At 73.1% G+C, this 14,062-nt stretch carries 13 protein-coding genes; 4 read left to right on the top strand and 9 right to left on the bottom strand.

The annotated features are described in order from the left end of the window. Nucleotides 1–65 precede the first annotated feature (65 nt). The 4 genes from ACYVHU_RS07805 to moeZ all read right to left on the bottom strand — a co-directional run bounded on the left by ACYVHU_RS07805 (nucleotide 66) and on the right by moeZ (nucleotide 5,343). The gene (locus ACYVHU_RS07805) at nucleotides 66–3,212 is read right to left on the bottom strand and encodes an ATP-dependent helicase (protein WP_498947987.1); all 3,147 of its coding nucleotides are present in this window, start codon (nucleotides 3,210–3,212) and stop codon (nucleotides 66–68) included. Between the two features lie 40 nt (nucleotides 3,213–3,252). After that, nucleotides 3,253–3,570: an MGMT family protein gene (locus tag ACYVHU_RS07800; protein ID WP_078762624.1), complete on the bottom strand. Its 318-nt coding sequence runs from the start codon at nucleotides 3,568–3,570 to the stop codon at nucleotides 3,253–3,255. 89 nt (nucleotides 3,571–3,659) lie between these two features. Next, entirely contained in the window at nucleotides 3,660–4,013 is a 354-nt protein-coding gene (locus ACYVHU_RS07795) for an SPW repeat domain-containing protein (RefSeq protein WP_144390173.1), read from the bottom strand. 151 nt (nucleotides 4,014–4,164) lie between these two features. Beyond that, on the bottom strand, nucleotides 4,165–5,343 hold the full coding sequence (gene moeZ, locus ACYVHU_RS07790; RefSeq protein WP_078762623.1) for an adenylyltransferase/sulfurtransferase MoeZ: 1,179 nt from the start codon (nucleotides 5,341–5,343) through the stop codon (nucleotides 4,165–4,167). Between the two features lie 243 nt (nucleotides 5,344–5,586). Between moeZ and ACYVHU_RS07785 the strand changes: the two genes are divergently transcribed. Both ACYVHU_RS07785 and ACYVHU_RS07780 read left to right on the top strand, forming a co-directional pair. Further along, a complete protein-coding gene (locus ACYVHU_RS07785) occupies nucleotides 5,587–5,814 on the top strand; it encodes an Rv3202a family protein (protein WP_078762622.1) in 228 nt (75 codons plus the stop codon). 173 nt (nucleotides 5,815–5,987) lie between these two features. Continuing rightward, nucleotides 5,988–6,611, top strand: coding sequence for a TetR/AcrR family transcriptional regulator (locus ACYVHU_RS07780; RefSeq protein WP_078762621.1), 624 nt, complete (start codon nucleotides 5,988–5,990; stop codon nucleotides 6,609–6,611). 104 nt (nucleotides 6,612–6,715) lie between these two features. Here ACYVHU_RS07780 and ACYVHU_RS07775 read toward each other — a convergent pair whose 3' ends face one another. After that, nucleotides 6,716–6,958 (bottom strand): hypothetical protein, encoded by a 243-nt coding sequence (locus tag ACYVHU_RS07775; RefSeq protein ID WP_078762620.1) that lies wholly within the window; start codon nucleotides 6,956–6,958, stop codon nucleotides 6,716–6,718. A gap of 747 nt (nucleotides 6,959–7,705) precedes the next feature. Then, nucleotides 7,706–8,410 carry a ferritin-like fold-containing protein gene (locus ACYVHU_RS07770; RefSeq protein ID WP_078762619.1) on the bottom strand — a complete coding sequence of 235 codons (705 nt, stop codon included), beginning with the start codon at nucleotides 8,408–8,410 and terminating at the stop codon, nucleotides 7,706–7,708. A gap of 541 nt (nucleotides 8,411–8,951) precedes the next feature. Between ACYVHU_RS07770 and ACYVHU_RS07765 the strand changes: the two genes are divergently transcribed. Both ACYVHU_RS07765 and ACYVHU_RS07760 read left to right on the top strand, forming a co-directional pair. After that, nucleotides 8,952–10,466 (top strand): DEAD/DEAH box helicase, encoded by a 1,515-nt coding sequence (locus ACYVHU_RS07765; protein ID WP_498947984.1) that lies wholly within the window; start codon nucleotides 8,952–8,954, stop codon nucleotides 10,464–10,466. Between the two features lie 84 nt (nucleotides 10,467–10,550). Next, complete coding sequence (locus tag ACYVHU_RS07760) at nucleotides 10,551–11,432, top strand: alpha/beta fold hydrolase (RefSeq protein ID WP_078762617.1); 882 nt, start codon at nucleotides 10,551–10,553, stop codon at nucleotides 11,430–11,432. Nucleotides 11,433–11,479: 47 nt separating this feature from the next. On the opposite strand, the gene ACYVHU_RS07755 is transcribed toward ACYVHU_RS07760, so the two are convergent. From ACYVHU_RS07755 to ACYVHU_RS07745, 3 genes are all read right to left on the bottom strand, one after another. Next, nucleotides 11,480–12,280, bottom strand: a complete 801-nt coding sequence (locus ACYVHU_RS07755; RefSeq protein WP_078762616.1) for an MBL fold metallo-hydrolase — start codon at nucleotides 12,278–12,280, stop codon at nucleotides 11,480–11,482. Between the two features lie 173 nt (nucleotides 12,281–12,453). Then, complete coding sequence (locus tag ACYVHU_RS07750; protein ID WP_078762615.1) at nucleotides 12,454–13,314, bottom strand: PHP domain-containing protein; 861 nt, start codon at nucleotides 13,312–13,314, stop codon at nucleotides 12,454–12,456. Between the two features lie 47 nt (nucleotides 13,315–13,361). Continuing rightward, on the bottom strand, nucleotides 13,362–14,021 hold the full coding sequence (locus ACYVHU_RS07745) for a DUF6758 family protein (RefSeq protein ID WP_078762614.1): 660 nt from the start codon (nucleotides 14,019–14,021) through the stop codon (nucleotides 13,362–13,364). Nucleotides 14,022–14,062 lie beyond the last annotated feature (41 nt).

Below are 14,062 nucleotides of genomic sequence, written 5' to 3'. Positions count from 1 at the left end.
CGTCTCCCGGTCCGTGGTCGGGGGTGTGGGGCGGTGGGGTTCGGGGGCGGGGCGGTGGCGCGGGTTCAGGTCCGCCGCCCCTCGTTGTGCGCCGGGCAGCTGGCCCGCACCGCGCAAGAGTCGCAGTTGAGGTTGGGGATGGCCTGGAACCGCGAACCGGACATTCCGTCGGCGACGCCGCGCACCATCTTCTCCGGCCAGGCCGGGTCGGGGTCCTCGTCCAGGGGGCGTTGGGGCTGTTCGCGTACCCGGTCACCGTAGCCCGCCTTACCGACCTGGACGAGTTCGGCGCCGCCCGGTTCGGTCAGGCCGAGCCGGGCGAACGCCGACCTGAGCACGGCGAGCTGGTAGACGCCGAGCTGGGGGTGGCGGGCCAGCTCGTCGTCCTTGGGCCGGCCGCCGCCGGTCTTGATGTCCACGATGACGGCGCGTCCCCGCTCGTCGCGTTCCAGGCGGTCGACGCGGCCGGTGATCTCGATGCCGCCGATGTCGACCTTGAACCCCTCCTCGGTCGCGACGAGTTCCCTGGGGTTGGACTCGTGCCAGGCCAGGAGCTTGGCGACCATGCCGTCGGCGCGTTCGCGCATCTTGTCCGCGTACCAGGGACCGCCGAAGTCCAGGTCGGCCCAGATCGCGTCCATGCGGCGGTGCACGTCCTCCAGGCCGGCGCCCTCGGCGACGAGGACGGCGACCGCGTGCACGACCTTGCCCAGCGCCGAGGAGGTCTCGGCGGCCGAGGCGCCCACCGCGTTCTCCAGCAGCCAGCGCAGCTCGCAGGTGGCGAACCCCTCGACCTGGGACGGGGAGACGCGGATGGTGGCCCCCTCGTCGACGAGGGGGCGGTCGTCGGACCACTCCGTGAGGGCGTGCCAGCCGCCGGGATCGGCGCCGCGTATCCCCTCGTCGGCGAGCCGGGCCAGGTGCGCGGCCGCGGCCCGGCGCAGCGGCAGGGGGCTCGCGGGGTCGGTGACGACGGAACGCAGGTCGGCGACGAGCGCGGGCAGCGACAGCCAGCGCCGGCCCGTGGTCACCCGTTCAGGTTCGCCCGCCCCCAGCTCGGCGAGGAAGCGGGAGGGCCGCTCGTCGGTGTCCTGTCCGCCCACGGCGGTGACGACGAGACGGCGGCGGGCCCGGGTGACGGCGACGTAGAACAGCCGCCGCTCCTCGTCCAACAGCCGCGAGGCGACGGCCGCGCCGCTGTTCTCGGGGAAGCCCGCGACCGTGTCGACGAGCTGTTCCACCCCGAGCAGCGAACCGCGCAGGCGCAGGTCCGGCCAGTCGCCCTCCTGCACCCCGGCGACGACCACGACGTCCCACTCCAGGCCCTTGGCGCGGTGGGCGGTGAGGACGCGCACGGCCTCGCCGGTCGGCGCCTGTTCGGCGAGGGTGTCCGCGGGGATCTCCTGGGCCTCCAGGTCGTCGAGGAACCCCTCGGGCGTGCCGGGCGGCAGTCGGTCGCAGTAGCGGGCCGCGCTCTCGAACAGCGCGACGACGGAGTCGAGGTCGCGGTCGGCGGCGGCCCCGCGCCGGCCCCCGGCCTGGCTGGCACGTGACAGCCGGTCGGCCAGGCCGCTGGCCTCCCACACCGCCCACAGCACCTCCTCGGCGGAGGCCCCGGCGGCGGTGCGGCCCCGGACGAGTTCGAGCAGGGCGGCGACGCGCTCGGCCGGCGCGCGCACCTCGGGGGCGATCGTCGCGAGGTCACGGGGGTCGCGCAGCGCGTCGGCGAGCAGCACCGCGGCGGGCCGCTGGCCCCCGGAGTCGAGTTCGAGCTGGCGCAGCGCGCGGCCGAGTCTGCGCAGCGCGATACTGTCGGCGTCACCGAACGCGCTGCTCAGCAGCTCGTGGGCGGACGCCTCGTCGAGGCTGGCCGGACGCAGCGCGCAGCGGATGAGCAGGAGCATCGGCCGGACCAGGGGTTCGACGGCCAGCGGCAGGTCGTCCCCCGCGACGGCGACCGGCACGCCCGCGGCCATGAGCGCCCGGCGCAGGGTCGGGACCTGCCGGGTGGCCGAACGCACCAGGACGGCCATGCGCGACCACGGGACGCCGTCGACGAGATGGGCCCTGCGTAGGGTGTCGGCGACGATCGCGGCCTCCTGGGCCGGGCTCTCGGCGACCAGCACCGACACGTCGCCGTTGGGCGCCTCCGGCGCCGGGACGAGGGCGCGGTGGGCGTTGACCGGTCCGCCTCCGGGGCTGGGCGCGGCGGGGAGCCTGCGGGCGACGCCGCGCGAGGCGGCGAGCAGTGCCGCGCCCCCGCGCCGGCCGACACGCAGCGCCACCACGGGGGCGGGGTCGCCCGTGACCGTCGGGAAGCGGCGGGGGAAGTCCAGGATGTTGCGCACGTCGGCGCCGCGGAACCCGTAGATGGACTGGTCGGGATCGCCCACCGCCACCAGGTCCCGTCCGCCGCCGGCCAGGGCCTGGAGCAGGGCCTCCTGCGCCGGGTCGGTGTCCTGGTACTCGTCGACGAAGACGATCTCGCGGGCGGCCCGCTCCCTGGCCTGTACCTCCGGGTCGGTGAGCAGGTTGGCGGCGATCCGCACCAGTTCGGCGTAGTTGAGGGTGGGCACGGGGGCGACGTCGAAGCGGCCGGTGTAGCGGGCCAGGAAGCCGCCCGCCGCGGTCCAGTCGTCGCGGCGGAGGTCCTGGCCGAGCCCACCGAGGCGGTCCGCGTCCAGGCCGCGCTCCTCGGCGCGCATGAGGAAGTCGCGCAGCTCCTCGGCGAACCCGCGGGTCTCCAGGGCCGGGCGGAGGCGTTCGGGCCACGCCCCGGCGCCGTCCAGCACCTCGCCGGACAGCAGCTCGCGCACCTCCATGAGCTGTTCGGGTCCCGACAGCAGGCGCGGCGGCTGGTCGCCGGCGAGACGGAACTCCCGGCGGATCAGCGCGTAGGCGTAGCCGTGGAAGGTCATCGCGAGGGGTTCGCGCGTCGTCCGGCCCAGGCGGGCGGTGATGCGCTCCCGGAGCTCCTGGGCCGCCTTGCGGCCGAAGGTCAGCACCAGGATCCGCGCGGGGTCGACGGCGCGCCGCTCGATCCGGTCGACGACGGCCTCGACGATCGTGGTCGTCTTGCCCGTGCCGGGGCCGGCGAGCACGAGCAGCGGACCCGAGGGGTGGTCGACCACGCGGCGCTGGTCGTCGTCGAGCGGGGGCGGGGCCGCGGGGGGGCGCGCCCGCCGGACGAGACGGTACGGGGAGGAACTCACTCCACCTAGTTCACCAGATGATCAGGACGAAGCGGGCACGTCACGGCTCACCGCCGTCCCATCTGGCCCGTCGCATGTCCACCCGCCCGTTCGGGCGCAGGGGCGTGGCCTCGGCCGCGTAGTGCTCGCGCGCCCGGACCTCGTGCCCGGGCGGCGGGCTGCCGTCGGCGCGGATGACCCGCCACCACGGGACGGCCCCGCCCCAGGCGGACATGACCGCCCCCACCTGGCGTGGCCCTCCCTGGCCGAGGTACTCGGCCACGTCGCCGTAGGACATGACCCGCCCTGACGGGATGCGTTCGACCAGGTCGAGGACGCGCTCGGCGTAGTCGTCGGGGTGGGAGGGGGGCCGGGCCATGGGCCCACCCTAGCGGCCCGCCCCCGGGACCGGCTCCGCGCGGGCGGACCCGGCCCGCGGAGGGGGCGTCTCGTCTCCGACCGTCGCGCTCAGTGCGGGATCGCGCGGTGGTGCGCCGTGGTGCTCAGGGGCAGGCCGACCAGGCCGACGACGGCGATCACCGCCCCCGCCAGCCAGGCGGTCCACGCCGCGGCGGGCACGTCGGTGAAGCCCAGCCCCCACGGGGTGATGAACAACAGCGCCCCCAGCAGCAAGGTCGCGCCCTCGGTCGCGATGACGCCCGGGCGGGTGATGGACATGACCGAGGCCAAGACGACGAGCACGCCGATCACGAACATCGCCGCCGTGCCCACCCCGGTCATGCCGTGCCAGAGCCAGCTGACGGCCGCGGCCAGCCCCGCGACCAGGGAGACCCAGTCCTCCCAGCGTCCCTTCGTCCTCATGTCGCACCTCCCCGGTCGGTACCGGTCTCTCTCGACGGACCTACCCCGCGCGGGCGGGGTCCCAACCGGCGCGGACCGGGAACGCGACGGGGCCGCCACGCGCTAGCGTGACGGCCCCGTCGAGGACGGCCGAAAGGCCCTCCCGATCCGGTCAGTAGGTCGGCAGGCTGGGGTCGATCTGGTTCACCCAGGCCAGCACGCCGCCCCCGACGTGCACCGCGTTGGCGAAGCCGGCCCCCTTCAGCGCGGCCAGCGCCTCGGCGGAACGCGCGCCGGACTTGCAGTGCAGGACGATCTTCTTGTCCTGCGGGAGCTTGGCGAACGCCTCGCCGTTGAGGAACTCCCCCTTGGGGATGAGGACGGCGCCGGGGATGTTGACGATCTCGTACTCGTTCTTCTCGCGGACGTCCACGAGGTAGAAGTCCTCGCCCCGGTCCATCATCTCCTTGAGCTCGCCCGCGGTGATGGTGGAGCCCGCGGCGGCGTCCTGCGCCTCCTGCGAGATCGTGCCGCAGAACGCCTCGTAGTCGATCAGCTCGGTGATCGTCGGGTTCTTGCCGCACAGCGGGCACTCGGGGTCCTTGCGGACCTTCACCGAGCGGTAGTTCATCTCCAGGGCGTCATAGATCATCAGCCGGCCCACGAGCGGGTCGCCGAATCCGGCGAGCAGCTTGATGGCCTCGTTAACCTGGATGGAGCCGATCGAGGCGCACAGCACGCCCAGCACGCCGCCCTCGGCGCAGGAGGGGACCATGCCCGGCGGCGGCGGCTCGGGGTACAGGCAGCGGTAGCAGGGACCGTGCTCGGCCCAGAACACCGACGCCTGGCCGTCGAAGCGGTAGATGGAGCCCCACACGTAGGGCTTGCCGAGCAGGACGCAGGCGTCGTTGACCAGGTAGCGGGTCGCGAAGTTGTCCGTACCGTCGACGATGAGGTCGTAGGGCTCGAAGATCCGGAAGACGTTGTCGGTGTCCAGGCGCTCCTCGTGCAGCACGACCTCGACGAGCGGGTTGATCTCCCGGATGGAGTCACGGGCCGACTCCGCCTTGGACCGGCCCACGTCGCTTTGGCCGTGGATGACCTGACGCTGGAGGTTGGACTCGTCCACGACGTCGAAGTCGATGATGCCGAGGGTGCCCACACCCGCGGCGGCGAGGTAGAGCAGCGCGGGGGAACCCAGCCCGCCGGCGCCCACGACCAGGACCTTGGCGTTCTTCAGACGCTTCTGGCCGTCCATGCCAACGTCGGGGATGATCAGATGGCGAGAGTAGCGGCGCACCTCCTCGACGGTGAGCTCGTCGGCTGGTTCGACCAGCGGCGGCAGCGACACGGTAGCTCCTCAAAATGGTGATGTCGCCACGGCCCCCGGCGACGCGCGGGGGACGCGATCGGTCTTTCCTTACCCAACCTACGCGGTGGGGTTTCGCATTCCCGCCCCGGGATCCCCACCCGGTCGGCCCGTGAAGTGCTTCCTTGCTCACCTCCGACCGAACCCCCACCCACCCTTGACATGGGCCGGGGAGGGGCGGAGTAGCGTAGGAGGGACGTTCAGTAATCGACCAGGGAGCCTCTTGTGACGTCTGATCCGCAGCGGACGCCCGCCTCTCGCCCCGACGAACCCCTCGAGGAGTCCTCGGTCGAGGCCCCCGAGGCCGACGCCGCCGAACAGCGCGCCTCCCTCGGCGACGAGGAGGGCGACTGGCTCGACCGGGCCTCGGCCGAGGCCGACCGCGAGGTCTCCGAGGGGGACGCCGTGGAGCAGGCCATCGAGGTCCAGCTCGACGAGGACGACTACCGCTGACCAGGGGTTGCGTCCCGAAGGCCGTGGGTTCCGCGACTCCAGCGGAACCTACGGCCGAGTAGGATGGTGCGATATGCGCCTGGTTCGCGACGTCCCGTCCCGTACCCGGCCATGTTCGACAGGAGCGTGCGCGGCCCGGCCCGCGCCGTGCGACCAGTTCGGAGAGTGTGGGTGTGACAGCTCCTTCAGACGCCCGTCCGAGGGGAACCCGGCTGCCTCGGGTCGCGCGCCGCCGCCAGTTGCTGGCCGCGGCCCAAGAGGTCTTCGTCGCCCAGGGCTACCACGCCGCGGCGATGGACGAGATCGCCGAGCGCGCCGGAGTGAGCAAGCCGGTCCTCTACCAGCACTTCCCGGGCAAGCTGGAACTCTACCTCGCCCTTTTGGAGCAGCACTCCGAGGCGCTCGTGGAGAAGCAGCGCGAGGCGTTGGAGTCCACCGACGACAACCGCCAGCGCGTCATCGCCAGTTTCCGGGCCTACTTCGACTTCGTCGCGGGCGAGGGCGAGGCGTTCCGGCTCGTGTTCGAGTCGGACCTGCGCAACCTGCCCGCGGTCCGGGAGAAGACCGAGCAGACGCTCTTGCAGTGCGCGGACCTGATCGGCGCCGTCATCCGGCAGGACACCAGCATCTCCGACGACGAGGCGCACCTGCTCAGCGTCGGTCTGGTCGGCCTGGCCGAGACCAGCGCCCGCTACTGGCTGAGCAAGTACGGAACGATCCCCAAGGAGGCGGCCGAGCAGCTCATCGCCCGGCTGGCGTGGCGGGGGATCAGCGGCTGGGACCTCACCCGGGAGTGACGGCCCGGACGGTCGGGGCGACCGCGTCGAGGGCGCGAGATCGATGAGGGCGGGGCCAGGGGCTCCGCCCTCGGCTTATGTCCCCGGGAGGGCGTGGTGGGGGCCTACAGGAACTCCTCGGCGTTGACCTCGTCCCGGGACAGCCGGTCGATGCGTCGGACCACGAGCACGATGAGCGTGAGCAGTCCGAGGAAGGACAACCAGAAGGCCAGGCTGGTCACACCACTGAGGATCATGACGACCAGAGTGATGACCGCCAGCACGGCGAAGAGGGAGAAGTCGACGCGATCCTGGTAGATCACGACGCTGAGCGGTGGACGCGCCGCCCCATGCCGGCCGCTCCTCATGTGCTCTTCCTTTCTCGCGGCACCTTGACGGCCGCGTTTTTGGTCACGGGGCGGGTCCCCTGATTCGTTCGAACGGGTCGGGCGCGTCGATCGCGCCGCCCGATGTGCTCCGCTGCACTCACGCGGGGACACGCGGCGGGCACACTCCAGATACGGCTCAGAGTACGCCCGGCGGGCGGGTCCCCGTGATCACCTCGCGGATCGCCGAAAACGCGGCACTCGGCGGTCCCGCCGAGAGCGCAACCAACTTAGCGGACGAATCCCCGTTCCCCCGCCACTCGGGGATCGGCGAACGTGGGCGGGCCCGTCCGTCCGCCGGCCTCGGTCCTTGAGGGGAGGGCGGGCCGAAACGGTGGACCCGGGTGTCCCCCGGGTCGGGGGAGAGGGCCGTGGCCGCCTCGGGCGGCGGGGCGGCGACGCGGGGCGCGGCACCGGACCGCGAGGCGCGGCGGGGGACCGATGTCGGTCCTGAGGGCCGGAAAGCCGGTCGCCGGACCGGATTCCCGCGGAGGCCGAAGCGGCGGACGCTCGGCGACGGACCCACAAGACATTGTGAGGAACCTCGAAGCGGACGTGGCCGGAGGGAACGGAGCCGACTATATATCGGAACCCGTGGTGCCAAGGGCGGTGTGACGGATCGGACAGCACCGGGTGCGGGTACCGCGCGGGGCCGTCCCGTCCGTGGCGCCTCGCGGCCTCTGAAGGGGTCAACACCGCCGGGGGTGCTGGAATTCCCGCCGGCCCGTCTCAGGCGGACAGGCCCATCGCCTTGACCCGCGCGGCGTGGGCGTCGGTGATCCGGGCGAAGACCCTGCTGACCGACGCCAGGTCGCTGTGCGAGTCCGTCTCGTCCTCGGCCGCCAGCAGCGCGGCCAGTTCGGGCCGCTCGGTGGCGACGCGCTGGGCCTGGCTGAGCGCCTCGCCCACCAGGCGCCTGGCCCACAGCGCGAGCCGGCCGGCCAGCTTGGGGTCGTCGGCGACGGCGGCGCGGACCTTCGCGGCGACGAACTCCGCGCGGCCGGCCTCCGACAGGACGCCGTGCACGAGGTCGCGGGTCTGGGCGTCGGTGAGCTCGGCGACCTGGCGGTAGAAGTCGCCGGCGATGCCGTCGCCGACGTAGGCCTTCACCAGGCTCTCCAGCCAGTCCTGCGGCTCGGTCCGGGCGTGCCAGGCGTCCAGCGGGGCGACGAAGGGGCGCATGGCCTCCTCGGGGTCGGCCCCCAGTTCCCTCAGCCGGTCGCGCAGCATCCGGTAGTGGCCGTACTCGGTGGCGGCGAGCCCGGCGAGCTCGCCCTTGTCGACGAGCGTGGGGGCCAGTTCGGCGTCGTCGGTCAACCGGAAGAAGGCCACGAGCTCGGCGTAGGCCAGCAGGCCGAGCAGGTCGAGGACCGCGCCGCTGGCGCGGGAGCCGTCGGTGGGAGCCGGAGAACCGGACGCGGAACCGTTGGTCATGGGTGCAGCCTATCGGCCGGCCGACACCGCCCTCGGCCGGGAGCTCACGGGCACCTGGACGTCCAGCCCTGCGGGCGGGACTAATCGGGGCCGCCGCGTCGTTGCCTGTCATGAGACCGCGGGGGCCGTCCCGGACTCGCGGTAAAAGCGGCATATCCAGCGGCAGAGCCCTCAGGATAGACTCAGCCCTGTGACCGGCACCGGCTGGTCACCGCGCGGAGTCCCCCGCTGCACACGAGCACGCGAAGGTCGCGGAACCCGGCACGGGGCCGACCCCGCGGTGCCCCCGACACCCGGGACCCACAGCGCGGCGTGCCGCCGCGCACGACGACAACCCAGCGGACGACCCCGCATGCTGATCGCAGACCACCACCTGCGGCGCCCGTGGACGTGAGGCCGCGCCACCGCCTTCCGGCTGGCCCGGAATGCGTGAGCAGCGCCGTACCTCCCTTCTGAGGGGTCCACACCAGGCGCCCGGCTCGCCGGCGGGACGGTCCGCGCACGTTTCAGGCCATTCAGCACCCTGTGCGGCCCGCCCAAGATGGAGGCACGAGCCCTGACCAGCACACAGAACACCACACAGACCAAGCGGACATTCCGTGATCTCGGCGTCGCCGACGACATCGCCGACGCCCTTGAGGCCGAGGGCATCGTCGAGCCCTTCCCCATCCAGTCCCTCGCCCTCCCCCTGGCGCTGACCGGTACCGACATCATCGGCCAGGCCCGCACCGGCACCGGCAAGACGTTCGCCTTCGGCATCCCGCTGCTCCAGCGCTGCCAGGAGACGCCCGGGACGTCCAAGCGTCCCCGCGCGCTCGTCGTGGTCCCCACCCGCGAGCTCGCCATCCAGGTCGCCGCCGACCTCGCCACCGCCGGCAAGCGCACCGGCGCCCGCATCGTCACCGTCTACGGCGGTCGCGCCTACGAGCCCCAGATCTCCGGTCTCAAGAGCGGCGTGGACGTCGTCGTCGGCACCCCGGGACGGCTGCTCGACCTGGAGGGCCAGGGCCACCTGGTGCTGGACGGCACCGCGGCGCTGGTGCTCGACGAGGCCGACAAGATGCTCGACCTCGGCTTCCTGCCCGACATCGAGCGCATCCTGAACAAGGTGCCGCAGGAACGGCAGATCATGCTGTTCTCGGCGACCATGCCCAGCGAGATCGTCACCCTGTCGCGCAAGTACCTGCGCCGCCCCACCCACGTGCGCGCGGGCGACGACGACGAGCCCGAGGGGCGCCGCACCGGCGGCATCGACCAGTACGTCTACCGCACCCACCAGATGGACAAGCCGGAGATGCTCGCCCGGCTGCTCCAGGCCGAGGGCCGCGGCCTGACCATGGTGTTCTGCCAGACCAAGCGCGTGTGCGACCAGGTCGCCTCGACGCTGAAGGAACGCGGGTTCGCCGCCGCGGCCGTCCACGGCGACCTCGGGCAGAGCCAGCGCGAGCGGGCGTTGCGCGCGTTCCGCAACGGCAAGATCGACGTCCTGGTCGCCACCGACGTCGCGGCGCGCGGGCTGGACGTCGACGACGTCACCCACGTGGTCAACTACGAGTGTCCCGACGACGAGAAGACCTACACCCACCGGATCGGCCGCACCGGCCGCGCCGGCCGCTCGGGGACCGCGGTGTCGTTCATCGACTGGCGCGAGATCGCGCGCTGGAAGCTGATCAACAACGCCCTGGGGCTGTCCTTCGGCGATCCGGCCGAGACCTACTCCACCTCCGACCACTTCTTCTCGGACCTGCGCATCCCCGCCGGGACCAAGGGGACGCTGGCCAAGGAGCGGCGCGAGCGCGCGGGGCTGGAGGCCGAGGAGGTCGAGGACATCGGCGACACCGGGCGTCCCCGCCGCGACCGCGCGGAGGAGTCCCCGCGCCGGGGCCGCTCCCGTAACCGGCGGCGCACCCGTGGCGGCTCCGGCGCGGAGCGTCCCGCCGACTCCCCCGCGGCGGCCGAGCCCACCCCAGGGGACAACGAGGCCGAACGTCCGCGTCGGGTCCGGCGCCGCCGGCGCACCCGCAGCGGCGTCGAGGTCCGCAACGACCAGGACTGACCCCGGACGGGCGGGACGGCCGGAGGTTCTTCCCCCGGTCGCCCACGGCCCCCCGTGGCCATCGATCGTCTAGGGTGAATCGTCGTGAGTACGCCTCGGTTTCTGGACCTGCCGCCCGGAGTGCGGCGGATGGACGTCGCGACCCCGGACGGCCCGATCGCTGCCCTGGCGGCGGTCCCGGCCGCCGGCGGCTGTGAGTTCCAGGCCGCCGTCCTCGTCCCGGGGTTCACCGGCAGCAAAGAGGACTTCATCGCGCTGCTGCAGACGCTCGCCCAGGCCGGGCGGCGGGTGTACGCGATCGACCTGCCCGGCCAGTACGAGTCGCCCGGCCCCGAGGACCCCGCCGCCTACACCTGCGCGGCGCTGGGGCGGTGCGTCACCGATCTGATCCGGGCCCTGGACGAGGGCCCGGTCCACCTCCTCGGGCACTCCTTCGGCGGCCTGGTGACCCGCGAGACCGTGCTCTCGGGCGAGGTCCCGCTGCTCTCCTACACCGCGATGGGGTCGGGGCCCAGCGGGATCGCCGGCACCTCCGCGGCCAACGCGCGGGCGCTCATGGCGCTGCTCGGCGACTCCCCCACCTCGGAGGTGCTCGCCGCCATATGGTGGGAGCACTTCGACAGCCAGGCGCGTTCCAGCGTCCCCACCGAGGAGCTGTACGCCTTCCTGCGCGACCGCATGCTCGCCAACTCCCCGATCGGCCTGGTGCGCATGGCGCACGAGGTGACCAGCGCGGCCGACCGCACGGGCGAGCTCGCCGCCGTCGACCTGCCCAAGCTCGTGCTCTACGGCGAGAACGACGACGCCTGGCCGCCGCAGGTCCAGTCGGACATGGCCGAGCGTCTGAAGGCCCAGCGCGTCGTCGTGCCCGGGGCCGCGCACTCCCCCAACGTCGAGGCGCCCGAGACGACCGCGAGCGCCCTGACCGACTTCTGGAACTCGGTGGAGAAGACCCGCAAGCCGTGACCCGGCCCGCCACGGCCGCCCCTCGCCCTGGGACGGCCGTGGGGCCGTCAGTCGCCGGCGACCCAGCTGTCGAAGTTCTCCGACTCGGCCGCGACCGTGGTCTCCTCGCCGCTGGAGGGCAGCACGCGGGTCTTCGGGGGGAGTGACAGCAGGATCTCGCCCACCGAGGCGAGCTGGCGGGTGTAGTCGACGTAGCCGCCGCCCACGGTGCCCAGGTTGCCCGCGACCAGGGTGTCGCCGCTGAAGACGACGCCGAGCGAGGCGATGTAGTAGGAGACCGATCCGGGCGCGGTGCCCGGGGTCGGCAGGATCTCCACCTCCAGGTCGCCGACGTCGAGCACGCCGCCGCCCTCGACCTCCCAGTCGGGCTTGCGCTCGATCCCGTGGAGCTTGCGCCACGCGCGCAGTTCGCGGGCGTGCAGGGCGATGGGGGCCTCGTCGCGTTCGGCGACGGCCACGGCGCCGGCGATGTGCGGGGCGTAGCCGTTGGTGCAGGCCACGAGGTAGATCTCGCGGTCACCGACGGCTTCGAGGATCGCCTCGGCGTCGTCGGCCGGGTCGATCACGATGACGCCCTCGTCGTCGGCCGGGACGATCCAGGTGTTGGTGAGGACGTCGTGCTCCTCGCCGTCCACCTCCAGCTTTCCGGGGATCTCGACGCGCTGGATGGCGGGGGCGTCCTTCTCCGCCGTCTCCTTCGCGCTGTCGGTGGAGTCGGCCGTTGCGGCGGTGTCGGGGGTCTTCTCCTCGTCGCCCGCCTCCTCGACGGTCTCCGTCTCGGTGCCGCCCGTGCCGGTGACCTCCTCAGCCTGCTCGGCCTTCTTCTTGTCCTTCCGCTTCCAGAACACGGTGCCGACCCTTCGATTCCGTCTGACTATGACGTTGTGCGGGCCTATTGTCGCGGCCCCGCTGTGTAGATGTGTACCGTCCGGTTCGCGGCACATCAGCGTCGTGCCCGTTTCGTAAAGTCCGGATAAGTCACTGAATCGCCGACCGCGGGCGTCGGGACCGGGGCCGCGGATCAGCCCACGACGGGCGTGGCGCCGGTGGCCGGCGCGATCAGCTCGGCGTAGGCGTCCGGGTCGGTGGTGCACCGCCCCAGCCGGTGCCCGGTCAGGTCGCCATGGTCGTCGCTGGACCCGGTGACCACGAGCCCCAGCTCCGCCGCGCGGGCCCGCCAGCGGGCGCGCTCGGCCTCGTCGTGGGAGGGGTGGTCGGCCTCGATCGCGCCGAGCCCGGCCGCGGCCATGCGCTCCACCAGGTCGTCGGGGACGGCCCCGGTCAAGGCGCCCTCGCCGCGGGCGGGGTGGGCGAGCGCGCACACGCCTCCGGCCTCGCGCACCAGCCGCACGGCTCGCACGGGGTCCAGGGCGTAACGCGCGACGTAGGCGGGGCCTCCGGAGCCGATCCAGCGGTCGAAGGCGTCCTGGACGCTGTCGGCGGCGCCGGCCTCGACGATGGCGCGGGCGATGTGCGGCCGGCCGACGACGTCGTCGCCGTCGATGTCGCCGGCGATCTCGCGCACCCGTTCCCAGGTGACCCCGACCCCGGCCTCCCGCAGCAGCTCCACCATGCCGCGCGCGCGGCTCACCCGATCGTCGCGGATGCGGACGAGTTCGGCGGCCAGCCCGGGGTGGCGGGCGTCAAAGAGGTAGGCCAGCAGGTGGACCGAGGAGCCCTGGTGGGCGCAGGACAGCTCCATGCCGGGGACGAGCGTGAACCCCGGGGGCAGGTTCCCTGCGGCGTCGGGGATCCCGGCCACGGTGTCGTGGTCGGTGAGGGCGAGGACGTCCAGGCCGGCCGCGACGGCGTACTCGATGACCTCGGCCGGCGCGTCGGTGCCGTCGGAGACGGAACTGTGGGAGTGCAGATCGATGCGCATCGCAACGATTGTAGGGAGGGGGCGCGGCCGCGGGGAGGGGCCGGATTTCAGGGATTCATCGGGCGCAGCCGTCCGTCGAGGAAGGGCGACAGGGCGCCGAAGGGGGGTTCGAGCGCCGCTCCCCCGTCACGCCGGTCGCGCAGGTCGCGCACCGTGGACAGCTCGCACATCATGAGCCCGGTGTCGGAGGGGGCGAGCAGGAACCACATCCAGCTGGCCATGGCCTCGCCGACGTAGACCGCGCACTCCTTGCCCGCGTCGACGCTCCACAGGGCGATCTCGTGCCCGTCGTGGCGGACGTGATCGTGGGGAGGACCGGAGTCGAACCCGTCGCCGGGATCGGGGCCCTCCAGCCCGGCCAGCCGGGCGCCCAGCCCGATACCGGGGTCCTCGGCGACGATCAGGAGCTCGCCCACCCCGCCCAACGGAGCGGGGCCGGACAACGCGACCGCGACGGCCAGCGAACCGCTGCGCTCGTCACCGGCCTCGGCGAAACCGGTGATGACCCAGCCGCTGGGCAGCGGCCACGGCACCCACACGGGAACCTGCGCGGCCGACAGGACGAGTTCCAGCGACTCGGCCCCGGGCCGGCGAACGGGCTGCAACGGCGCCACGGGGCCGTGCAGGGGACAGTGCCACGCGCTCGTCCACACGCTGGGCGGGTGTACGGCGTGGCCACATCGGGGACACGACGGGTCAGCCTTCATGATCGAGGGAGGTGATACCCGGACGGTCCGACGGGAAAACA

It is taken from the genome of Marinactinospora endophytica (genome assembly GCF_054780875.1).
The sequence above is the reverse complement of the archived record's forward strand: the minus strand, read 5'-3'. Positions and strand labels throughout refer to the sequence as shown.